The following is a 21,345-nucleotide window of genomic DNA, read 5'->3' as shown; positions in this document are numbered from 1 at the left end:
CGTTTATCAGGCGTAAGTAAGTTCAGCGATCAGGGTAGCGTGTTGAGGATAGGCTGCTTGCAGGGTGGCCCTGCTGGCCAGTTCAAAGTCGGCAAAGTCAAAACCCGGCGCCACTGTACAACCTACCAGGGCAAAGCCGCCGGAAGTTGCTGTACGCGAGGCAAACCAGTTGCCGGCAGGAATAACGAGCTGCAAATGTTCTCCGGCCTCCAGGTCGCGGCCCAAACGGTGATGCAGCAAAGTGCCCGCTGGGGTTATTTCGTATATGCTTAAGGGATAGCCATCATAAAAATGCCACATTTCATCTGCAGCAATGCGGTGAAAGGCTGAGTACTGCCCCGCTTCCAATAAAAAGTAGATGCCGGTAGCAGCCGCGCGCTGGCCCTGGAAGGCGTTTGGCAGGGCGGACTGTGGCAGCTGTAAGGCGCTGCGGTAAGTTTCGCGGAATGCGCCGCCTTCTACGTGGGGCGATAGTTTCAGGTGTTGCAGCCAATATGCGGCGGTATGTGCAGGTGTCATGCATCAGGATTTGGGGGAAAAGTCCGGTAATCGGTGACTAGTGTTTTTTTCATTACGCGGCCAGGCTGGGGATGTACTTCAAATCCAAAGGGAGCGTAAAGTGAATGCGCGTCGCGGGTAGACAGCCAAAAGCCCCGCAGGGTCTGTAACGAGGGATGTTCCAGGATAGTTTTTACCAGCCAGCGGGCTAGCCCCCGCCCCCGGTATTGTTCGAGTATATAAACATCGGCAAGGTAGGCAAAGGTAGACTGATCTGTAATTACGCGTGCAAAACCTATTTGTGCTTCCTGGTGATATACGCCATAGCAAAGGGAGTTTTCAATGGCTTTTTCCAGGATGTACAGGGGCAAATGCCTGGCCCAATAGGTTTGTGAAAGGAATGCATGGATGGCGGGCACATCGAGCCGCTGCTTGTCTGTAGAAATCGTAAAATCCGCTTGCCGTGTTTCCATAGTTGAAAGGTAAAAAAAAGTCCGGACGCAAGCTATCCGGACTTTTATATTGGGCAAAAGAAAATATACGTTATTAGGCTACTGCCACTTCCTGCTGCTGTTCCAGGAGCATGTTTACGATATTCTTCACCGGGGCGGTACTTTCGGTTTCGTAGGTAAAGTAATTCACCGGTTGCCCGTTAAAGGAAAGGAAGTCGCGTACAAAGGCGGCGGCATCGGGATAGCCATTTTGTTCCAGGGCAGTTTGCCATTGCAAATGATCCATTTGTTGCAGCGCTTTGATGGTTTGTTTAAAGCGTAGCATGCGGGCAAACAGCATGGGGGGCAGGCCAATTACTTCCATGAATTTGCGTTCCAGGGTGTGACGGCTTTGCTGAAACAATTCGGCCAATTTGCACATTGTTACGTTGCCGTTTTGTTTCATTATATAATCGGCCATCTGGTCTACTTCCTTCAGGGCGTGCTGCTGCTCCATGGCGGTGGTGAGGGCTGCGTTCATGCATGCGCAAAGTTGCTTGGGCATGGGCAGGTTTTCCAACTGGGTCTGCAGTTCGCTCCACAGCGGATTATCAAGTTTGGTAAGATCGCGGTAATAATTAGTGAGGGTGCCCATGTTCAATCCAAGCAGCTTGCGGCTGCCGTAAGCATTGAGCTGCACTGCTACCATCTTTACCGGTCCATTCGCATGCAGTTGATGGGCGCCGGAAAAATGGCCTAAAATCGTGGCCGGCGGTAACTGAAAAGTAGCGTGGCCGGCGGGTGTGCAGGAAAGACTGCCTTCCTGGATAAAGAGGAGGTATTGATCCCCCAGGGCAAACAGGTGATGAGGAACCTGCACAGGGCCTGAAACATTCTCCTGCCAGTAATAATAATGCTTTACAAAGGGATTTAAACTGGCAATGGGACGGTAAATATGAAAATTCATAGGGATTGGTTTAAGGATGTGAATTATACCGTTTGTTCTATGTAAATATAGTGAAATGTTGAGATGTGATGTAAATTTTTTATCTGTAATTAAGCAATTGATAAGGAGGATGTTGTGTAAGTCAACAAATTGGGGAATGCTGTATGGTGGCAGTTCTTGGTTTTTTTAAGATTTTATAAAAAGGCTATTGGGCTGGCAAATAGAGGGTTAGGAGGGGCGTAATAGCGAATCATTAAGAAAAGTAGTAGTTTGTTAAATAAAACATATATTTAAAAATTAAAATGTGTTAATGAAATGTAAATCGTAATGATTTTTTTTGGATTTGAAAATATACCTGTTACAATAAAAAAGCAGGCCAGTATGTTTCTTGTTGGCCTGCTTTATTGATTAAGTTGGTGGGTGGAATTATGTTATTGTTCCTTTTCATCAAATCCCCAGTTGCTGCCTTTCTCTGTAGCCGGTACGCCTTTCTCCAACCATTGCGGAGCTGGTGCGCCTTTCAAGAAATGATCGAAAAACTGCTGCTCCCTTCGCTGGATATCTTTGCGGTTCTGCCGTTGCACCAGGTTGTGGGCTTCTCCATTGTAGTTTAGCAGCCACACAGGCTTGCCCAGCCTGCGCAGGCCGGTAAAGAGTTCTATGCCCTGATACCAGGGTACAGCACCATCCGCATCGTTAGACATGATCATGAGGGGCGTGGTAACGGACGGCAAGTGAAACAGGGGAGAGTTTTCTAGGTACAATGCCGGGTTTTCCCATAAAGAAGCACCTATGCGGGTTTGCCCATGTTCATATTGAAACTGGCGGTTTACGCCACTTTCCCAGCGTATGCCCCCGTATGCACTGGTCATGTTGGCCACCGGCGCACCGGCCCATGCGCATTTAAATAGGGAAGTGGCCGTTACCAAGTAAGCTACCTGGTAGCCGCCCCAACTCTGGCCCTGGATGGCCATGTTGGTACTGTCTGTCCAACTGTGCTGCGCCAGCGAGCGCGCGCCGCTTACCACGTAATCGTATGCACTCTGGCCTGGATGGCCGGTTTGGTAGGTAATGTCTGGCGCAAAGACCAGGTATCCCCGGCTTACGAAAAACGATATATTTAGCCGGCTGGGGGTGGGAGCTGGTGGCTGGTAAGCATAAAGATTGTCGCTTAGCTTTTCGTAGAAGTAAATTATAACCGGGTAATGTTTGGTACTATCAAAATTTTCCGGTTTGTAAAGGATGCCTTCGGCTGGTTTTCCACTAAAGGTAGTCCACTTGTATAATTCTGCGGTACCCCAGTTGTATTGGGCCTGCTGTGGATTAATAGCGCTGATCTTCGTGGCAGTGGCGATCTCTTTACCTACATAAATATCTGGCGAGGCCACGTAACTGGCTTTCAGGTATACGTATACAGCTGCATCTTTTGCTTTGGCCAGTCCGGCATACGTGTTGGGCGAAAGCACTAGTGTTTCCGGGGCTTTCGGGGCATGCAGGCTTACGGTGGCGTAGCCATTTTCCTTCGTGGTTTCGTCGAAGGTTTCCAGGATAAGGGTTTGTTTGGGCTCAAAAAAACGTTCTTCCTCATCCAGCCGCAGGTTGCGGTAGCGCCGTTGCTGCGCACGGCCTGCACCATCGGTTAGCATGGTGGGGGCTTGCTTGCCGGAAGGGTCTACTTTCCAGATATCGTAACGGTCGTACACGTACCAGTAACGGTCTTCTTCGCTCCATCCTGCAAAACCGTAATCATTGGGTGCATCGGGATGATCGTCTGTTTCGTCGTATACTTTTGTTGGAATGTTAACCGTCATGTTGATGATTTCTCCTGTGGCAGTGTTATAGCTGAACCAGTTTTTTTCTTGTAGGCTATACCAAATCACGTAATGGCCGCCAGGTGAATAGGAGAACTGGCCATCCAGGTCTTTGCGGATTAGTTTGCGCTGGCCATTGTGTATGTTTTCGAGATAAGCCGTTTTCAACGTGCGGCCGGTCCACTGTGCAGCAATACGTTGGCCCGCATCCGTATAACCCAGGGCATACTCACCATTGCCTTCATCGGTGAGCAGGATGGTTTCTAAGGTTTTGTCGCCGAGTTGGGCAAAGCTTTGATTAGAAAGATGGTACACGGCAGCGTAATTACGCTTCAATTCCTGTGATAAATTTTTTAATTGTGTAGGTTGCAGGTAGTCGTCCCGGTAGTTCCAGATGTCTACCTTGGCTACCTCGAAATCCACAATGGTGGTGTCTTTCGGCGGTACAATAGGAGCAGTGCCAAAGTAAATACGCTGTCCGTTCTTGCTGAAAGTTACGTTGCCGTTTTCACTCACGTTCCAGTGGGCCGGCATATCTGCGGTATTCTTATTAACGATCACGGAGGCGCTATCTTCGCCCTTCTTAAAATAGTATAGGCTGAAAAAATGCTGTAGGGCTTTTAGGCTGTCGCGATCGGCCAGGTAGGCTATCTGTTCCCCTTTTTCATCGAAGGCCAATTGTTTGGCTGCGGTGATGTTACGGCTCAGGGTATCGGCATGGCGGGCGGCAGTATTCCACAGCAGCACCTGGCTATAGAGCGAATCTTTTTTCTCCCCTTTTTTAACGATCAGCAGGGCGTTGCCAGGTTTGCTGAAAGCATAATCCTGCACATTCATCAGGGTGTCTTGTTGGCTGGTGCGCAGGTTGCGGATTAACAGCGTGCCATTTTCGCTGCCAGCTTCCGCTGCCTTATCATCGTAGGCATCCAGGACCATGTCCTGCATAATCTTTTTATGTTTGTTGCGCAACAGGCTATCCAGTTTTTTGCTGGTATCGGTTTTGGCCTTATAGTCGGTGAGGATGGCCAAGAAGCCACTGCCTTTGGAGGGGGCCTTGAACGATTTTACGTTGGGTATACACACCATACCGGTATCACCCAGGGTAATGATGCCCAGGCTGTCTTTGGGCATATCGGCGGCCTTGGTTTTTTTAATACGGGCCTGGCGGGTGTCTTTGAAAGCTGGTTTAATCGTAAAGGCTACATAACGCGCATCCCATGTGATCAGGGCATTGGAGGCCCGTGGAATGTAGCGCTGCTGGCCGGTTTTGCGGTCATATATCACCAGGGTGGCGTCGCCCTCCTGTGGGTTGATGGTATACACCACCCACTGCCCGTTGTTGGAAATGGCTTTGGCGCCAATGCTTTGCCAGGCGTCGTACACGGAGTGGTCCAGCGGCTTTTTGGAAGGCGGCTGGGCATTGGAGAAAAACGGTAGCCCTATGACTATCGCAAGCAGTAATTGTTTCAAGGATTTAATTCTATTATCGGTACGATGCCAAAATACGCAGGTTTTGCTTTTTCACAAGATAAAAAGGGGATGAGCGGTTAATTGGCTGGTTTTAATCTACTCCGCCGGCTTTCTCCCGATACCCGCAGCATTTGCAATATCACGGAGAGGATAATGCAGCCCAGGCCCACATAAAAAGAATAATGGAGTACCTTATTTTCGTGAAAGAGTATAAAAGCCATGATGATGCTGTACACTGGCTCCAGGTTAAAGGTGAGGTTTACGGTGAAGGCGGAAATTTTGGTAAGGGCGTTCATGGATAGCAAATACATGCAAATAGTGCATGCCCAGGAAAGGATGAACAGGTATACCCAATCTATTTTTGCCGGCAGTACAGAGGCCACGGGAAATACATGCAGGTATAAGGGCATGGCCAGCGTAAACACGGCTGCCCCTACCGTGAGTTCGTACAGGATGATGGTTTTGGAATCGTAGGTACGGAGCTGGATTTTATTGAAAATGGTGAACAATGCACAAAAGGCGGCGGAAATAATACCCAGGATAATGCCGGTGCGGTATTGTACATCAAAATGAAAGATGAGCAGAATACCAACCAGGGTAAGTGCACTCAGTAACAGTTCTACCACGTCTGGCCGCCTGCGTAAAATGATGGGTTCTAAAATGGCTGTAAACATGCTGGTGAGCGAAAAGCACACTACGGCAATCGATACGTTGGCGTACTTAATGCTGCCATAAAAGAATAGCCAGTGCAGGGCCACTATCACACCGGTGCCGCCAATGGAGGCTATTTCCCGCCAGGTAAGTTTACGCAGTGCGCCCTGGAAATAAAATAATAACCACAACGATACCGCCGTAATAGCTAATCGGTACCCTACCAACAAGCCTTCATTAAGAGCAATGAGTTTGCCCAAAATGCCTGTAAAGCCGGCCAAAAAAACGGAGAGGTGAAGTTGCAGTAAAGCTTTTCTCATATTTCGCTGGCGAAGGTACGATGTGGAAAGGATTTTCAATGGGGCAGATTGCGCTGGGGCCGCACTGGCAATGGTTAGCTGCCTGGGGAGCAAGACCAGCCAGCGCCTGCGGGTAAAAAAAAATCCCCGCCTGCAAAACGCTGCGGGGATGTTTCTCCAAAATTATAATGAAAAACGATTACTTCGATACAGGTCTGCCTGGTTGCAGCGGTTGAGCCGCCACCCGGCGGTGATATTTTTTGAACAAACTTTGGAACTGAATTTTCAGTACGCCCAAAATACCCTCCTTCACAATTCCTTTGCTCATTTTGGAATACCCTTCCTTGCGATCTACGAAAGTAATGGGTACTTCCTTGATAGTAAAGCCCAGCTTCCAGGCAGTAAATTTCATTTCTATCTGAAAAGCGTAGCCTACGAACTGAATGGCATCCAGGTTAATGGCTTCCAGTACCCGGCGGTGATAACAAACAAAACCTGCCGTGGCGTCCCGCACGGGTATCCAGGTAACCAGGCCTACGTAAACAGATGCGCCGTAAGACAGCACTGCCCGGTCCCAGGGCCAGTTCTGGGTGTTGCCACCTTTTACGTAGCGGGAACCTACCGAAACATCCGCCCCATCTTCCGCACAGGCTTTAAACAGCCGGGGAAGGTCGTTTGGATTGTGGGAAAAATCGGCATCCATCTCAAAGATATATTCATAACCTTTGGCTAATGCCCATTTAAATCCGTGAATGTAAGCTGTACCCAATCCTTGTTTGCCGCTTCTTTCTTCCAGGAAGAGCTGTCCCGGATAAGTGTGCTGCAAAGATTGCACGATAGCGCCGGTGCCATCGGGCGACCCGTCGTCTACAATGAGTACGTGGAAATTCTCCTGCAAACCCATGACAGCCTCAATGATCCGTTGGATATTATCCTTTTCATTGTAGGTCGGTATAATTACCAGCTTTTCCAAATAACGAAATGAATTTTGTAGATGGCGAAAATAGCTAAAATATAGATGTTACAAAGTGTGGCGTCGCAAACATTAAATTTTTTTTAACACCATACTCCGGTAAATTTCTGTTAGTTTTTGTTTGGTGTTCAATGGGAAATCTGCTTTCATCATCCAGTCGTAATACTGGGGTTCTGCTTTGAGTACTTCCCGCACCGGGCGGCCCTTATATTTACCAAAATTAAACATTTCTACGTCGCCTTGCAGCACCATGCGGCGGGCAAAATCAATATATCCGTCTTCTTTAGTAAATTCTGCCAGGCTGTGCACATCTTTTTGCAGATTTTCGTAACGGTCCAGCTGGGCTTCCAGGATGTAATAGGTGGCCAGGGCATCTGCTTCGGCACTATGGGCGTTTTCCAGTTCTTTGTCGCAGTAAAATTTGTAAGCGGCGCCGAGTGTGCGCTTTTCCATAAGGTGGAAAATCTTTTGCACGTCTACGAACTTGCGGTCTGTGAGGTCCAGTTCCAGGTCGCAGCGCAGAAATTCCTCTACCAATACGGGAATGTCGAAGCGGTTAGAATTGTAGCCGGCTATATCGCAGTTTTCCAGGAATTGACGCAGTTCATTGGCCAGTTGTTTAAAGGTGGGCATATCCTTCACATCGTCGTCGCAGATGCCGTGAATGGCCGTGGTAGCGGCAGGAATAGGTATGCCGGGATGCACGCGCTTTACCTTTGTCTGGATGGTTTTATCGGGCATTACTTTAATGATCGCGATCTCTATAATGCGATCGGTGGCCACATTGGTGCCGGTGGTTTCCAGGTCTATGACCGCCAGTGGGCGTTGTAATGTTAGGGTGGGCATGCTAGTTTATTTTATGCCGTGGCTAAGACGGTAAACCACCGGCGTTTTGTGTATTGCTTTCAAAACGGCGGTGGTGCGCAGCATAATGGCCACGGGCCATTTTAATGCAATTTATTTTTCAGAGCTGCGATGTCCAGTCCATCATAGGTGCCGGAACTCATCAGTAGCAGGTTGGCGTTTTTGTAAGATTGTGCATCGAGGAAGGTTTGTAAGGCGGCTTTGTCGCTGATCACCACGAGGCGTTCGTTGTGGAAGCCGGCTTTAATGAGCGCTGGGTCCAGGTCGGGCAGGCGTTTTAATTCCAGGGCATGTTTACTAAAATATACCACCGGCACATCGGCTTTATCCATGGCGCCAGCATATTCACCCAAAAAATCTTTATTTAAACTGGAATAAGTATGCAGCTCCAGCACGGCAATGAGTTTGCGGTCGGGGAACTGGTGTTGGGTAGCCTGTATGGTAGCTTTCACCTTGGAGGGAGCGTGTGCGAAGTCGCGGTATATTACGGATTGTGCGGTTTTTTCCACCACCTCCAGTCGTTTGGCTGCCCCGGTAAAGCTGGCAATAGCGCCCAGGAAGGTTTCATCATTTATACCCAGTTCATTGCACACCAGTTTGGCGGCGTGCATGTTTAGCAAGTTATGTTCTCCAAACACTTGCAGGTCGGCATACCCTTCTTCAAAAAAGATGCGGGTTACGCCATCACGGATCATATGAATGGGCGTGTTGTAAGGCACCAGTTTCAGGTGCAGGCCTTCCACTTCCACCAGTTGGCGCAGGGTTTCGTCTGCGTTATTGTAAATTAAAGTGCCGCCGGCTTCCATGGTGCGGATGAAGATGGCAAATTGTTCTTTATAAATATCGAAGGTGGGAAATACGTTAATATGATCCCAGGCAATACCGGTGAGCACGGCCAACTGTGGGTGCAGGAAGTGAAACTTAGGCCTTTTTTCGAGGGTGGAGGCCGGGTATTCGTCGGCCTCGCACACGATCAGGGGGGCATCTGTAATATTTACGGATTGGGCAAAACCCTCCAGTCGCGCACCCACCAGGTAATCGAAAGCCTTGCCCACCTGGTGCAGCACATGCATGATCATGGCGGTGGTGGTGGTTTTACCATGGCTACCGCCAATGGCAATGCGGAGCTTGTTTTTACTTTCCTGGTAAATATATTCCGGGAAGGAATAGATTTTTAGCCCCAAAGCCTGTGCCTGCAACAGTTCCGGGTTATCGGCCCTGGCATGCATGCCCAGTATAATGGCATCTAGTTGCGGCGTAATGCGGTCGGGAAACCAGCCAATGGCGGGTGGTAAAATGCCTTCCTGTGCCAGATTGGAAGCGGCGGGCTCAAAAATTTCGTCGTCGCTGCCGGTAACCTGGTAGCCTTTTTTATGCAGGGCGATGGCCAACTGGTGCATGACGCTGCCCCCAATGGCGATAAAATGGACTTTGGTCATATTACTGGAACCTGGATGCACGCTGCAAAATTATTATCTCCTGCATACGCGACATAGGGTTGTTTTTTTTAATATAAACTTTATATTTGCAAAGTAACGTTACAATTGACGAATTAACAAGGCTGAAAACTGGAAGGGCCTGGTAGCGGGCTGCTGCTGCGCTATACGCCCGGTTTTCGGGGCCTTTGTTTTTGTATCTTTGTATGGAGCCACCAGCTTATTGATCATTTACCTGAACAATCAAAGCGGTAAACTACGCGTTCTTATCCGCAATTGGACCTATAAAACCATTTATAAAAAACAATTAAAAGCTCCATCATGAAGTCTTACGTAAAACTGCTCAGTTGTGTTATGTTGCTGGGTTTGCTTACTGCTGGTCTCTCTTCCTGTGCTTCCCAGGGAAAGTTGGGATGCCCGATGAAAATCAGTAAATTGCCTGCTGAAAAAAGTAATAAGTGTTAATGGAATGGATACCGCTTACTTCAGAAGAGCAACTAGCTGAGATCAATGAATTATCTACTCACCAACCGGTGGCTATTTTTAAGCATAGTACCCGCTGTTCTATCAGTGGGATGGTAAAATCGCGGTTAGCGCGCGAGACTTTACCGGCCAATGTGGTTTTTTATTACCTGGACCTGATCCAATACCGCAACTTATCAAATCGTATTGCCGAGGATTACCGGATAACGCATGAGTCGCCCCAGCTATTACTGATCCGGGATGGGAAATGCGTTTACCACGAAAGCCACACTGCCATCTCCCTGGCAAATATGGAAGAAAATTTAACTATCTAAAGCACAAAAATAATTTCGCAGTCCGTATCAATTTTGGTACGGCCTGCGTTATATAGGCATGGCGCCATTCCAATCAACAGGAAACCACTTATACCGAAGGTTAACAATGCGGTGTAAAAACTGCTTCTCTCCCCGAAAATTGGATCACGTTTTGTAAAGGAACTTAACACAACTGTACTTTCATCACTTATAAATAATAAACCCTCATGAAAAGAGTTCTGACTGCTGTGGCATTATTGTCTGCCCTAACCTTCTCCGCCTGTAAGAAAACGGAAGTAACACAGGTTGTAAATAATGCAACTACGGTACTTTCAAGTATTCAAGCTGGAACCTGGGATGCCTCCTCCGATAAAACGGAATATACAGCCTCGTTTACTGTACCTGAAATAGATGATGACGTTCTCCAGAATGGCGCAGTATTGGCGTATCTTTCACTGGACAATAATCATCAAACTTATGATCAAATACCGTTGACTTATGGCAATTATGTATTTGCAGTATATCATTCCGCAGGAACTGTTACCGTGGATGTGACGGCTTTGGCTGGTGGTACATTTGACCCCCCCAATTTTGATATCCCGGTGAAGATCGTAGTGGTACGAACTAACTAGAATACAAATTAATTTAGGATTGCTCACCATTATTTATATTAAATGGTGAGCATTATTTTTTGTTTAGTTATTTCCACGTTGTATCTTTATTAGGTATTTTATTGTTTTGTTTAAAACCTCATTATGAAAAATGTTGTGACCCTTGCAGCCCTGTTCGCCTGCTTTTTAATTTCCTTTACTGGATGTAGTAAAAAAGATGCAGCTCGTTCTAATTTTTCCGACCTTTTATCAGTTGCGAACTTATCAGATAGTTTGATGGTTACTCCCTTTGGCGTATTGCCAAAATCAAAAGTCCATAAAATCGACCAAGGTTATTCACTTTCCTACAGTGATAACAGGTTGCAAATGGTGGATGCCAAAACTAGGAAGCTATCGAAGGATTTTGGCGTACAAACTCCGGTTAAAGTAGATGCATCGATCAGCGCAGCCTTTTCAAAGAAAACAGGATCTGCTGAAAATGTTCAACGCGCAGTAACTTCTCCTGGATTGGGTTCTGGCTGGATCACTTACGCACAAAATGCTACTACTGTTCCGGTTAGATTTTTTGGTACAAATTTTATAGTGCCTAATAATCCTACCACTTATCACAATCAGTTATTGTATCTTTTCGAAGGATTACAGGACGGCATTACCGCTACGTCACATATCTTTCAGCCTGTATTGCAGTTTGGATCTAATGGCCGCTTCGGAGGTAACTACTGGACAATTGCGAGTTGGTATGCAAGCTGCCAAGGCTGCGATGCCTAATATGGGGAGGCTAATACCGTAACTCCCGGCATGTACCTTTAATCTTCTATATCGCAGCAACCGGGGACCATTGCGGGACTTTACAATGCAAACGCTGGTTTTACGTACCGGGGAACAAATGCTAATGGTGGTTCATTCGTAGGAAGATTCCCTGGTAATGGAATATTTGTTTATAATGTGCCATTACTTCAATACGTTTTTGAAACAATGGAGGCGTATTCTATGCAAGTGTCAACGGATTATCCTCCGGATAGAGTGTTCAAGATGGTGGAAGTCGGTGTTATTCCGTTTCAGACAGGGCCAATCGTAATGCCTCCACGGACCAGAGGTAATGCCCCACCACCGCCACCACCATTCCTCCTGTCATGGCTTCCTGTCAATGTTGTTACCGACATTGGCCAACATACGGTAGTGGTTGATCCAACAGAAGTAGATATTTATTTCCGGCCATAATCTTACTGTTCAATGCCTTCGCCCACCGCGAAGGCATTGCTGTTTTAGCCGAAGTCTCTACCTTTGCCGCATGAAACATCGAATTGTAGTGGCCATTACCGGCGCCAGCGGCGCCATTTATGCCCGCCAGCTTTTGCGCAAACTGGCCGCTGTGCCAGACCAGGTGGAGAAAGTGGCGGTTGTGATGAGCCAAAACGCCCGTACCGTTTGGCAAACGGAATTGGACGATACCAGTTATGAAAACCTTCCCTTTCCTGTATTTGGTCAACAAGATTTTATGGCACCCTTTGCCTCCGGTTCGGGACAATACAATACCATGATCATCTGTCCCTGTTCTATGGGTACGCTGGGCCGCATTGCCGGCGGGGTTTCTAACGACCTGGTGACCCGCGCTGCCGACGTGGTGCTGAAAGAGCGGCGCAAACTTATTTGCGTATTGCGCGAAGCGCCCTATAATTTGATTCATATCCGCAATATGGCGGCTGTAGTGGAAGCTGGCGGCATTATATGCCCTGCCACCCCTTCGTTTTACAGCAAGCCAAAAGATATAGAAGAAGTAGCCGGTACCGTGGTAGACCGGGTGCTGGACCTGGCAGGCATTGAACAGCCTACCTACCGCTGGGGCGGTGGGGTGTGAGTTTGTTGTAAATCATTTGTATTTTACCCGTTGCTTTCATCAATTTATTATTATGCGGATCGCCATTATTAATGGGCCAAACCTGAACTTGCTGGGCAAGCGGGAGCCGGGCATATACGGCAATGCTTCTTTTGAAGAATATTTTGAAACGCTGCGGCAGCAATTCCCGGACGTAACATTCTCCTATTTCCAGAGTAATGTGGAGGGAGAATTGATTAATCATCTGCATGCAGTGGGCTTTACGTACGATGGTATTTTGCTGAATGCCGGTGGTTATACCCATACATCCGTAGCGATCCGCGATGCGATTGCCGCCATTAAAACGCCGGTCATCGAATTGCATATCAGCAATGTGTATGCCCGCGAAGATTTCCGCCATACGTCGCTGATTGCGCCCAAATGTGTGGGTAGTATCTGCGGGTTGGGCATGAAGGGCTATGCGCTGGGGGTACAATATTTTTATAAGTAGCCTTTAAGGCATGCTAAGCAGGGGATAGGATGAAGTGTTTTTTCCTTGCAGGTTATATTTGAAAGACCTTTTCCGGACACCAGAAAAGGTCTTCGCTATTTAAGGGATGGCCACGGTGGCTACGATCACATTATCTTGTATGCAGATGCGGTAGCGATAATCCTTGTTTTTCAAAAAGGCCACCAGGGATTCCAGGGCGGGCCAGCCGTCTTGCCCGTTAAACCGGGCGGCATTGTTGATCAGGAAAATATGGCGGCCGGCGGCGGTGAAAAATATTTCCAATTGGTCAAAAATGGGGCAAATCTTTTCATGCAGGCTGCTGTAATGCCCATCCAGCCAGCATATCACGGGCTGCTGTAGGTGCTGGCTGAGCTGCTGTAATACTTTGCGGCTGGCACCCCAGCACTGCTCCACGGTAGCGCGGCTAAAGGGTTTTTTGTGGGATGCTGCATACAGGTTTTCACTGATTTCTGCCGCAATGAAGCGGTCGCCCGGCAGGTGGCCGGCAGTGTCTGCGCCAGGAAAGGTATTTATTTCCAGCAGGGTACGAATGTCGTTGTGTTGCAGGTGCTGTTGCAGCAGGTGTTGCTTTACGAGGTGGGGAAACGATTTTTCGGGTGGTGAAGTTTTATGCCTTAGCAGGCGAAGCCATTTTTTAATCATACTGTAGTGGATCTTCGTCAGGAAATATGGTTTACTTAAAAATAAAAGTCCCCGGGGCGGCATGCAAAACATGCAGTACAAGGGGATTTTGCTAATGTTGGAATAGGTAGGTTTCCTGCTGAACTAACAGGATACAGGCTAAACGAAGAAGCCCGGGACTTTATTGCCCGGGCTTTATGAGGAGTGGAGGTTTGCGGTATTAGTGGAGTTCCACCTGTAGCGCTTCGGCTTCGGTTTTGAAAGCCTCGCGGGGTTTCAGGCCCAGCAGTTCGAACATCATGTGATCTTCTTCGAAGGAGGGGTTGCTGGTGGTGAGCAATTTTTCGCCGGTGAAGATGGAGTTGGCACCTGCCATGAAGCAAAGGGCCTGGTCGGACATACTCATTTCAGAGCGGCCGGCGCTGAGGCGCACCATGGCTTTGGGCATGAGTATGCGGGTGGTGGCAATCATGCGTACCATGTCCCAGAACTCTACTTTGGGCATATTTTCCAGCGGAGTGCCTTTTACGCGGCTCAGTGCGTTGATGGGCACGGAATCGGGGTGGGCGGGCAGGTGGCTGAGGGTGTGCAGCATATTGATGCGGTCTTCGTGGGTTTCGCCCAGGCCGATGATACCGCCACAGCATACACTAACGCCCGCCTGTCGTACGTTTTCCAGGGTCTGGAGCCGGTCGTCGTAGGTGCGGGTGGTAATGATTTCGCTATAATGTTCTTTGGAAGTGTCTAGGTTATGGTTGTAGGCATACAGGCCGGCATCTGCCAGTTTGGTGGCCTGGTCGGCGGTAAGCATGCCCAGTGTGCAGCATACTTCCATGCCCAGTTCATTTACCCCTTTTACCATGTCCAGTACGCGGTCGAAGTCGCGGTTGTCGCGCACTTCGCGCCAGGCGGCTCCCATGCAGAAACGGGTGCTGCCGGCTGCTTTTGCTTTCTGTGCATAGGCCAGTACCTGGTCTTTCTGCATCAGGGCGTGGGTATTGATATCGGTATTATAACGGGCAGCCTGTGGGCAATAGGCGCAGTCTTCGGGACAGCCACCGGTTTTGATAGACAGGAGTGTACACACCTGTACCTCGGCGATATCCTGGTATTGACGGTGTACGGTGGCGGCGCGGTATACAAGCTCCAGTAAAGGCGTGTTGTAGATATCTTTTATCTCATCCAACGTCCAGTCGTGGCGAATCTCCACTTGTTGCATATGTTTAATGTTTTTAAAAGACAATTTCCAAAATAACAGTGCTAACTACAAAGGCGGATAAGCGGCTTACCGCTTTTGCCGGCTGTAAAGATGCAAAACCCAGGTTACAAATGCCAATTAAATTTATATGAGAAAATTTATTCCTTATTTCCAGGCATTGTGTAACAGCGGCTTTGCGTAGTAATATCCCTACAAATAGTTTAAGTTGATCTTTGGCGTGATATTCAGTAAGGTGTGATAAATGAGCTGGATGGTATTTTCAATATCGTCCTTTTTGATCATTTCCACGGTGGTGTGCATGTATCGCAGCGGGAGGCTGATGAGGGCCGAGGGCGTGCCGTCGTTAGAATAGGCGAAAGCATCGGTATCGGTGCCTGTACTGCGGCTCACGGCATGTCGCTGGAAAGGAATTTCTTCTTTTTCAGCTACCTCGATGATCAGGTCGCGGAGTATATTGTGTACGGCGGGTCCGTAGGTAATGCTGGGTCCTGCGCCGCATTTGATCTCTCCTTCCACATTTTTGTTGATCATGGGGGTGGTGCTATCATGGGTAACGTCGGTGATGATAGCGATATTCGGTTTTATGCGTTTGGCCACCATTTCTGCCCCGCGCAGGCCTACTTCTTCCTGTACGGCGTTTACGATATACAAACCGAAGGGCAGGGTTTTACCTTTTTCTTTCAGCAAGCGGGCCACTTCCGCAATCATGAAACCGCCAATGCGGTTGTCCATGGCGCGACAGATATAATAATCGTAATTCAGTTCCTCAAAATTATCATCGAAGGTAATTACATTGCCTACGTGGATGCCCAGGTCTTCCACTTCCTGCTTGTTGCGGGCACCGCAATCGATGAAAAGGTTGTCTACCTTGGGTTGCACTTCTTTACCATCGGCGCTACGCTGGCGGGTATGTATGGCCGGCCAGCCAAATACGCCTTTTACAATGCCTTTTTTGGTGTGAATATTTACCCGTTTGGAGGGGGCTATCTGCTGATCGGAGCCACCATTGCGGATCACATAAATCAGTCCTTCCGGAGAAATGTAATTTACAAACCAGGATATTTCGTCGGCATGCGCCTCTATCACCACTTTAAATGGAGCATCTGGATTGATCACCCCAATGGCGGAGCCGTAGGGGTCAATGATCTGGGTGTCGATATAGGGTTTCAGGTATTCTAACCACAACTTTTGTCCTTCCTTCTCAAAGCCGGTAGGAGAGGGATTGTTAAGATATTTTTTCAAAAACTTCAGCGAAGCATCTGTGAGTATTGATTTTTGCTTTTTGCTCATAGCCTTAAAAGATTTTGCCTTACAAGTGATCGTACAAAAGTAAGGGTTTGCGCAATACAAAACCCCTAGATCATCCTCCACAGCAAATGCAGCACAGGTCCCAACATGATCAGCCCGTCCAGCCCGAAATAATAGAGATAGTCGGAATGATTACGTTTGGCCGTACCGGTTAAAAACGTCAATGCCAGGATGGGTATAATGAGGATGGCCACCAGCGGTCCGGGAGCAAAAGGGTATAACATGGCCGCGCAACCGGCAGATACGATAAGGGCAGCGTAGTACACGTTGCTGCGGTTATGTTCAGACAAGTAGGTAATGATGCTGCGAACGCCTGCACGCTGGTCTGCTTCCAGATCCCGCTCGTCGAAAAGAATGCAACTGGCATAGGTAAAGCATACCCGGTGCAGGACAAACAGCCATACGTTGAGGTCTGCTTTGCGGCCTGCCATCCATACCGGCATCAGGGAGGTTACGTAAGTCCATACCAAAGCCAGGAAGAGTGTTTTGCCAATGGCAATTTTGCGCAGCCATACAAAAGGTGGGTGGGGGAGTTTGGGAGCGGTGTATAAAAAGGTGAGTAATACGGCTATGCTGATGGGTATCCAGTGGGTGCGCAACTGCCAGCCTAAGGCTGTGGAGAATGCCAGTCCAAGCAGGCCAAGGACTAATTGTAACTGGCGATGGCGTCCTCCCCACATGAGTCGGTGAGAGTGGTCGCCGGTATTAGGTGTAAGCCACCAGTGGAAATTATAACTGCAAATGGTGGAGGCAAACACAAAGCCCATGTAAGTACAGGAAGGGTAGTGCAGGCCCAGGAGGGTATTGGTATGCCAGATCACCATAACGGCGCAAATGGCTACGTAAATGGAACTGAATAAGAGGAAATTGAAAACAGATCTAAGCATGCCCGGGACCGACTAGGCTACAAAGGTATATTGCCGTGTTTTTTTCGCGGCATGTTTACCACTTTATTTTCCAGCATTTTATATCCTTTAATTAGTTTAGTGCGGGTATGTTCGGGCAGGATCACCTCATCGATGTAGCCTTTTTCGGCGGCTAGGTATGGGTTGGCGAATTGATCGGTGTATTCTGCCACCAGTTCGTTCATCCGGGCTTCGGGATCTTCCGCTGCATCGATCTCCTTCTTATAGATGATCTCTACCGCGCCCTTGGGGCCCATTACCGCGATTTCGGCGTTGGGGAAGGCAAAATTCAGGTCGGCACCAATGTGTTTGGAATTCATTACACAATAAGCGCCGCCATAGGCCTTGCGCGTGGTTACGGTGATCTTGGGTACCGTGGCTTCACAAAGGGCGTAGAGCAATTTGGCTCCGTTGCTGATAATACCGTTCCATTCCTGGTCTGTACCCGGCAGGAAGCCCGGCACATCTACCAGTACCAGCAGCGGCACATTAAAGGCATCGCAGAAGCGGGTGAAACGGGCGCCTTTTACGGAGGCATGTATGTCCAGCACTCCGGCCAGGATAGATGGCTGGTTGGCCACAATGCCAATACTGCGGCCAGCCATGCGGGCAAAGCCCACAATAATATTTTCTGCAAAGTCTTTATGTACTTCAAAGAAACTTTCTTCGTCTACGATGCTGGCTATTACTTCCTTCATATCATAGGGCTGGTTTGGATTGTCCGGCACCAGGGTATGAAGGTTGGGGCGGCGCTCGTCGCGGCTTTCGTAGGGGTATACAGGGGCTGTTTCTTCGCAGTTCTGCGGAATATAACTGAGCAGTTGTTGCAGGTTTTGAATGCATTCCACTTCATTAGCGCAGGCAAAGTGGGTAACGCCGCTTTTGGTGGCGTGGGTGGCAGCGCCGCCCAGTTCTTCAGCCGTTACATTTTCATGGGTCACCGTCTTTACCACGTTCGGTCCTGTAACGAACATATAGGAGGTATTTTCCACCATTAAAATAAAGTCGGTAATGGCGGGACTGTACACTGCGCCACCGGCACAGGGGCCCATGATGGCGGATAGTTGGGGGATAACGCCGGAGGCCCGGGTATTGCGGTAAAAGATATCGGCATAGCCGCCCAGGCTTACCACCCCTTCCTGTATGCGGGCACCTCCGCTGTCGTTCAGGCCAATGATGGGGGCCCCATTTTGCATGGCCAGGTCCATCACCTTACAGATCTTGCGCGCATGTGGTTCGGACAAACTGCCGCCATATACCGTAAAGTCCTGTGAAAATACGTAAACCAGTCTGCCATGAATGGTGCCGTATCCGCTTACTACGCCGTCGCCGGGAAACTGTTCCTGGGTGGTGTTGTCGCGGTTATGTACCAGCATATCCAGTTCTTCAAAAGAACCTTCATCCAGTAACAACTGCAATCTTTCGCGGGCGGTTAATTTACCTTTTTTGTGTTGGGAGGCAATACGGGTTTCGCCTCCACCCAGCATGGCTGCCGACATTTTCTCGTGCAACAGGGAGAGCTTATTCATGCGCGTAAATATGTTCTTGGCAGTGTGGTGAATGAAAACAGGATTCACAAAAGGAATCACTTGCCGGTGAAGGAAAATGTTTTACGGATTTTACTTAATGATTGGAATTTTTGGGGTCAGCACCGTATCGCTGTGATGGCCAGCGTTGTCTACCACGAAGGCGCTAAACCATATGCTATCTTTCAGAGAATTTTCGTTGATGTTGGTGAGGTCAATGGCACCCAGGGCTACGGTAACCTGTCCTTTAACGCTATGGCCCTTGTTAGACCCGATATCAGGCATCATGCGTACCAGCCATACGTTATCGTCGAAGCTTTTATAGTGCGCGCGAAGGGAGATGGTGTCTTCAATATCGCCATCGCTATCGGAAATATTGAAAGTAACGTTCAGGGCGGCAGTATTTACCGAATCGGCCATGAAGTAGGCATTAGGGTCATAACTGGCGAAGCTGATCACCGGTGCGGTGCCGGCTCCGTCTTTTTTACAAGCCACTCCTGCAACACAAATCATCGCGAGCAACAATAATTTCTTCATAATAACAAACCTACATTAATTTGATCAATATGCCAATACCGGTAATAGACATTGGCGGGTGGCCGGAGTTTAACGCAGGCCAGGCGCTTATCTAAAAACGGTATTCGCGGGAATTTGTTACGTTCCCGCTATAATTAATGCGCCGCCATGTACCTTTGCGGGATCAGGTTTTATCAGACATTTATGAGTAGAGTATTGATGGAGGAAGTTTTTTCCGTGACAGCCACTGGTTTTGAGGCCCTGGCGCTGCGCCTGTTCCGGCAGCAGTACCAGGAAAACAGCCTGTACCGGGCCTATGTCGACGCGCTGCACATCCACCCCGGGGCGGTACTATCCGTTTTACAAATACCTTTTTTGCCTATACAGTTTTTTAAGACCCACCCGGTAACCAGTGGGGAATTTACGCCAGCCTTGGTATTTGAAAGCAGTGGTACCACGCAAACGGTGAACAGCCGCCACCTGGTAAAAGAAGCTGCCTGGTATGAACGTAGTTTTATGCAAGGCTTTGAACACTTTTACGGCCCGGTGGAGGATTACGTAGTGTTGGGCCTGTTGCCTGCCTACCTGGAACGCAAACATTCTTCGCTGGTGCATATGGTGAATGCCATGATCGGGAAAAGCCGGCATCCCGAAAGCGGGTTTTATCTCTATGAACACCAGCAGCTTGCAGCGCGGCTGCAAGCCCTGGAAGCCCGCGGCCAAAAGGTGTTGCTGATAGGCGTTACCTTTGCACTGCTGGACTTTGCGGAGTTATACCCGCTTTCCCTCCAACACACCATTGTAATGGAGACAGGCGGGATGAAAGGCCGCCGGGAAGAATGGACGCGTGAGGAAGTACAGGGTTATTTAAAAATACGTTTAGGCGTTCCCGTTATACATGCAGAATATGGGATGACGGAGCTGTTGTCGCAGGCCTATTCCAAAGGGCAGGGCATTTTTGACACGCCGGCCTGGATGAAGGTGCTGCTGCGCGATGAAAGCGATCCTTTTCAACTGTATGACCATTCCGCCGCAGGCGTGATCAACGTGATAGACCTGGCCAACCGCTATTCCTGCGCCTTCATTGCTACGGATGATATTGGCAAGCTCCATGCTGATGGTCGCTTTGAGGTGCTGGGCCGCCTGGACAACTCCGCCCTGCGGGGATGTAGCCTGATGGTAAGTTAGTATTAAAATATTTACATATATTATTTACCTTGCATTGGTTCTATCCAATGTATCCATGAAAATAATTGTCCTATTCCTGGCTGGCTGTCTTACCGTAAGCGGCACCCATGCGCAATTCTTTAAAAAAGCAGGTAACAAGATCAAGTCTATTACCCATAAAAAAGACAGCGACTCTGCCAGTGTCTCCGAAGAAGGAGGGGAACCCACCATGCCATCGGACGAGGAGGAGCAGGCATTGAAGCGCAGCCCGCAGCGGGCCAATCCCGCCCTGGTTATTTCTGGCGATAGTGCTGTGGTGATTGATTCCAGCTTTGATTTCGACGTGTCTATTTACCAGGAAATGGAAGCCTACCAGGGGAATCAACTGGTGAAAGATGGGGGGCAGGAAATAGTGATCTATTACAGTACTATACGGCCATTGTTTGGCATACAGCTTTCCAGCCGCAGTACAGGAACCCGCAATCAATATTATGGCGATTTTGAAAAGTTGTCTTTGTTAAGCCTCACGGCCTACCAGCATGTAGGCACCGGCCAAAAGCAGCCCATGTCGCTGGAGGCGGTGGAGCCTGCCTATCCCGGTGATTTCGGCTATCTGGGCGTGCTACTGAAAACGGGGAACAAAAAAGTGATTGCCGGAGTGGCCTGCGAAGAATTCCTGGCGCGTAATGATAACCATGTTACCAATACCAACCGGGGCGGGGTAACGGCACATGTGTGGATACCCATGGACCCGCGTACATTGTTTCCGGGGTACGGTTATATTCCCAAACATTTCCAAGATGAGATAGAAACCCTGCGCACGCAGGGCGGATATGCACCGTTTATTTTTCCGCTGGAGATGTACCTTGAATATGGGAATGGCGATAAGGTATATACGTTTACTAACGATATTATGATAGGCGAACATCGCACGGTACAGGTTAGGGATATTGTGCGGTAATACGGGTA

General features: G+C 48.7%; 21 protein-coding genes. 7 read left to right on the top strand and 14 right to left on the bottom strand.

Translation table 11 applies throughout. From position 1 onward, the window contains the following. Nucleotides 1–6 precede the first annotated feature (6 nt). The 8 genes from GA0116948_RS18515 to GA0116948_RS18480 all read right to left on the bottom strand — a co-directional run bounded on the left by GA0116948_RS18515 (nucleotide 7) and on the right by GA0116948_RS18480 (nucleotide 9,403). Nucleotides 7–519, bottom strand: a complete 513-nt coding sequence (locus tag GA0116948_RS18515) for a cupin domain-containing protein (protein WP_089714971.1) — start codon at nucleotides 517–519, stop codon at nucleotides 7–9. After that, on the bottom strand, nucleotides 516–971 hold the full coding sequence (locus tag GA0116948_RS18510) for a GNAT family N-acetyltransferase (RefSeq protein WP_089714970.1): 456 nt from the start codon (nucleotides 969–971) through the stop codon (nucleotides 516–518). Before GA0116948_RS18510 ends, GA0116948_RS18515 begins: the two co-directional genes overlap by 4 nt. A gap of 73 nt (nucleotides 972–1,044) precedes the next feature. Then, the gene (locus GA0116948_RS18505; protein WP_089714968.1) at nucleotides 1,045–1,896 is read right to left on the bottom strand and encodes a helix-turn-helix domain-containing protein; all 852 of its coding nucleotides are present in this window, start codon (nucleotides 1,894–1,896) and stop codon (nucleotides 1,045–1,047) included. Nucleotides 1,897–2,306: 410 nt separating this feature from the next. Beyond that, nucleotides 2,307–5,156 carry an alpha/beta hydrolase family protein gene (locus tag GA0116948_RS18500; RefSeq protein WP_089714966.1) on the bottom strand — a complete coding sequence of 950 codons (2,850 nt, stop codon included), beginning with the start codon at nucleotides 5,154–5,156 and terminating at the stop codon, nucleotides 2,307–2,309. A gap of 77 nt (nucleotides 5,157–5,233) precedes the next feature. After that, complete coding sequence (locus tag GA0116948_RS18495; RefSeq protein WP_089714965.1) at nucleotides 5,234–6,127, bottom strand: DMT family transporter; 894 nt, start codon at nucleotides 6,125–6,127, stop codon at nucleotides 5,234–5,236. Nucleotides 6,128–6,305: 178 nt separating this feature from the next. After that, the gene (locus GA0116948_RS18490) at nucleotides 6,306–7,079 is read right to left on the bottom strand and encodes a polyprenol monophosphomannose synthase (RefSeq protein ID WP_089714963.1); all 774 of its coding nucleotides are present in this window, start codon (nucleotides 7,077–7,079) and stop codon (nucleotides 6,306–6,308) included. Between the two features lie 72 nt (nucleotides 7,080–7,151). Continuing rightward, nucleotides 7,152–7,925: a 3'-5' exonuclease gene (locus GA0116948_RS18485; protein WP_089714962.1), complete on the bottom strand. Its 774-nt coding sequence runs from the start codon at nucleotides 7,923–7,925 to the stop codon at nucleotides 7,152–7,154. 101 nt (nucleotides 7,926–8,026) lie between these two features. Continuing rightward, nucleotides 8,027–9,403 carry a UDP-N-acetylmuramate--L-alanine ligase gene (locus tag GA0116948_RS18480; RefSeq protein WP_240619166.1) on the bottom strand — a complete coding sequence of 459 codons (1,377 nt, stop codon included), beginning with the start codon at nucleotides 9,401–9,403 and terminating at the stop codon, nucleotides 8,027–8,029. Between the two features lie 440 nt (nucleotides 9,404–9,843). Here GA0116948_RS18480 and ytxJ point away from each other — a divergent pair, with 440 nt between their 5' ends. From ytxJ to aroQ, 5 genes are all read left to right on the top strand, one after another. Continuing rightward, nucleotides 9,844–10,176: a bacillithiol system redox-active protein YtxJ gene (ytxJ, locus tag GA0116948_RS18475; protein WP_089714959.1), complete on the top strand. Its 333-nt coding sequence runs from the start codon at nucleotides 9,844–9,846 to the stop codon at nucleotides 10,174–10,176. A 206-nt stretch (nucleotides 10,177–10,382) separates the two neighbouring features. After that, a complete protein-coding gene (locus GA0116948_RS18470; RefSeq protein ID WP_089714957.1) occupies nucleotides 10,383–10,787 on the top strand; it encodes a hypothetical protein in 405 nt (134 codons plus the stop codon). A gap of 123 nt (nucleotides 10,788–10,910) precedes the next feature. Further along, a complete protein-coding gene (locus tag GA0116948_RS18465) occupies nucleotides 10,911–11,534 on the top strand; it encodes a hypothetical protein (protein WP_089714955.1) in 624 nt (207 codons plus the stop codon). Nucleotides 11,535–12,057: 523 nt separating this feature from the next. Next, complete coding sequence (locus GA0116948_RS18460) at nucleotides 12,058–12,624, top strand: UbiX family flavin prenyltransferase (RefSeq protein ID WP_089714954.1); 567 nt, start codon at nucleotides 12,058–12,060, stop codon at nucleotides 12,622–12,624. Nucleotides 12,625–12,676: 52 nt separating this feature from the next. Beyond that, nucleotides 12,677–13,093, top strand: coding sequence for a type II 3-dehydroquinate dehydratase (gene aroQ, locus GA0116948_RS18455; RefSeq protein WP_089714952.1), 417 nt, complete (start codon nucleotides 12,677–12,679; stop codon nucleotides 13,091–13,093). Nucleotides 13,094–13,192: 99 nt separating this feature from the next. On the opposite strand, the gene GA0116948_RS18450 is transcribed toward aroQ, so the two are convergent. The 6 genes from GA0116948_RS18450 to GA0116948_RS18425 form a co-directional block, all read right to left on the bottom strand. Continuing rightward, nucleotides 13,193–13,756 carry a hypothetical protein gene (locus GA0116948_RS18450; protein ID WP_089714950.1) on the bottom strand — a complete coding sequence of 188 codons (564 nt, stop codon included), beginning with the start codon at nucleotides 13,754–13,756 and terminating at the stop codon, nucleotides 13,193–13,195. Nucleotides 13,757–13,955: 199 nt separating this feature from the next. Then, nucleotides 13,956–14,954 carry a biotin synthase BioB gene (gene bioB / locus GA0116948_RS18445; RefSeq protein WP_089715068.1) on the bottom strand — a complete coding sequence of 333 codons (999 nt, stop codon included), beginning with the start codon at nucleotides 14,952–14,954 and terminating at the stop codon, nucleotides 13,956–13,958. A 189-nt stretch (nucleotides 14,955–15,143) separates the two neighbouring features. After that, on the bottom strand, nucleotides 15,144–16,244 hold the full coding sequence (locus tag GA0116948_RS18440) for a M42 family metallopeptidase (protein WP_089714948.1): 1,101 nt from the start codon (nucleotides 16,242–16,244) through the stop codon (nucleotides 15,144–15,146). A 65-nt stretch (nucleotides 16,245–16,309) separates the two neighbouring features. After that, nucleotides 16,310–17,149 (bottom strand): UbiA family prenyltransferase, encoded by an 840-nt coding sequence (locus GA0116948_RS18435; RefSeq protein ID WP_089714946.1) that lies wholly within the window; start codon nucleotides 17,147–17,149, stop codon nucleotides 16,310–16,312. Nucleotides 17,150–17,166: 17 nt separating this feature from the next. Further along, the gene (locus GA0116948_RS18430) at nucleotides 17,167–18,696 is read right to left on the bottom strand and encodes an acyl-CoA carboxylase subunit beta (RefSeq protein ID WP_089715067.1); all 1,530 of its coding nucleotides are present in this window, start codon (nucleotides 18,694–18,696) and stop codon (nucleotides 17,167–17,169) included. A 90-nt stretch (nucleotides 18,697–18,786) separates the two neighbouring features. Then, entirely contained in the window at nucleotides 18,787–19,230 is a 444-nt protein-coding gene (locus GA0116948_RS18425) for a hypothetical protein (protein WP_123891734.1), read from the bottom strand. A gap of 183 nt (nucleotides 19,231–19,413) precedes the next feature. Between GA0116948_RS18425 and GA0116948_RS18420 the strand changes: the two genes are divergently transcribed. Together GA0116948_RS18420 and GA0116948_RS18415 are read left to right on the top strand one after the other, a co-directional pair. Next, nucleotides 19,414–20,397, top strand: coding sequence for a LuxE/PaaK family acyltransferase (locus GA0116948_RS18420; RefSeq protein WP_089714942.1), 984 nt, complete (start codon nucleotides 19,414–19,416; stop codon nucleotides 20,395–20,397). Between the two features lie 55 nt (nucleotides 20,398–20,452). Then, nucleotides 20,453–21,337 carry a hypothetical protein gene (locus tag GA0116948_RS18415; RefSeq protein WP_089714940.1) on the top strand — a complete coding sequence of 295 codons (885 nt, stop codon included), beginning with the start codon at nucleotides 20,453–20,455 and terminating at the stop codon, nucleotides 21,335–21,337. The last annotated feature ends 8 nt before the right edge of the window (nucleotides 21,338–21,345 follow it).

The sequence above is a fragment of the Chitinophaga costaii genome, assembly GCF_900094705.1.
GTDB classification, from domain to species: domain Bacteria; phylum Bacteroidota; class Bacteroidia; order Chitinophagales; family Chitinophagaceae; genus Chitinophaga; species Chitinophaga costaii.
Note: the sequence above shows the minus strand (reverse complement) of the source record. Positions and strands in the feature narration are given on the sequence as shown.

What these genes read in the sequence shown, in the direction of transcription:
- GA0116948_RS18495 (WP_089714965.1), bottom strand. Translation starts at nt 6,127, where the DNA reads ATGAGAAAAGCTTTACTGCAACTTCACCTCTCCGTTTTTTTGGCCGGC.
- GA0116948_RS18450 (WP_089714950.1), bottom strand. Translation starts at nt 13,756, where the DNA reads ATGATTAAAAAATGGCTTCGCCTGCTAAGGCATAAAACTTCACCACCC.
- aroQ (WP_089714952.1), top strand. Translation starts at nt 12,677, where the DNA reads ATGCGGATCGCCATTATTAATGGGCCAAACCTGAACTTGCTGGGCAAG.
- bioB (WP_089715068.1), bottom strand. Translation starts at nt 14,954, where the DNA reads ATGCAACAAGTGGAGATTCGCCACGACTGGACGTTGGATGAGATAAAA.
- GA0116948_RS18470 (WP_089714957.1), top strand. Translation starts at nt 10,383, where the DNA reads ATGAAAAGAGTTCTGACTGCTGTGGCATTATTGTCTGCCCTAACCTTC.
- GA0116948_RS18440 (WP_089714948.1), bottom strand. Translation starts at nt 16,244, where the DNA reads ATGAGCAAAAAGCAAAAATCAATACTCACAGATGCTTCGCTGAAGTTT.
- GA0116948_RS18425 (WP_123891734.1), bottom strand. Translation starts at nt 19,230, where the DNA reads ATGAAGAAATTATTGTTGCTCGCGATGATTTGTGTTGCAGGAGTGGCT.
- GA0116948_RS18420 (WP_089714942.1), top strand. Translation starts at nt 19,414, where the DNA reads ATGAGTAGAGTATTGATGGAGGAAGTTTTTTCCGTGACAGCCACTGGT.
- GA0116948_RS18510 (WP_089714970.1), bottom strand. Translation starts at nt 971, where the DNA reads ATGGAAACACGGCAAGCGGATTTTACGATTTCTACAGACAAGCAGCGG.
- GA0116948_RS18465 (WP_089714955.1), top strand. Translation starts at nt 10,911, where the DNA reads ATGAAAAATGTTGTGACCCTTGCAGCCCTGTTCGCCTGCTTTTTAATT.
- GA0116948_RS18505 (WP_089714968.1), bottom strand. Translation starts at nt 1,896, where the DNA reads ATGAATTTTCATATTTACCGTCCCATTGCCAGTTTAAATCCCTTTGTA.
- GA0116948_RS18485 (WP_089714962.1), bottom strand. Translation starts at nt 7,925, where the DNA reads ATGCCCACCCTAACATTACAACGCCCACTGGCGGTCATAGACCTGGAA.
- GA0116948_RS18430 (WP_089715067.1), bottom strand. Translation starts at nt 18,696, where the DNA reads ATGAATAAGCTCTCCCTGTTGCACGAGAAAATGTCGGCAGCCATGCTG.
- GA0116948_RS18415 (WP_089714940.1), top strand. Translation starts at nt 20,453, where the DNA reads ATGAAAATAATTGTCCTATTCCTGGCTGGCTGTCTTACCGTAAGCGGC.
- GA0116948_RS18435 (WP_089714946.1), bottom strand. Translation starts at nt 17,149, where the DNA reads ATGCTTAGATCTGTTTTCAATTTCCTCTTATTCAGTTCCATTTACGTA.
- GA0116948_RS18460 (WP_089714954.1), top strand. Translation starts at nt 12,058, where the DNA reads ATGAAACATCGAATTGTAGTGGCCATTACCGGCGCCAGCGGCGCCATT.
- GA0116948_RS18515 (WP_089714971.1), bottom strand. Translation starts at nt 519, where the DNA reads ATGACACCTGCACATACCGCCGCATATTGGCTGCAACACCTGAAACTA.
- ytxJ (WP_089714959.1), top strand. Translation starts at nt 9,844, where the DNA reads ATGGAATGGATACCGCTTACTTCAGAAGAGCAACTAGCTGAGATCAAT.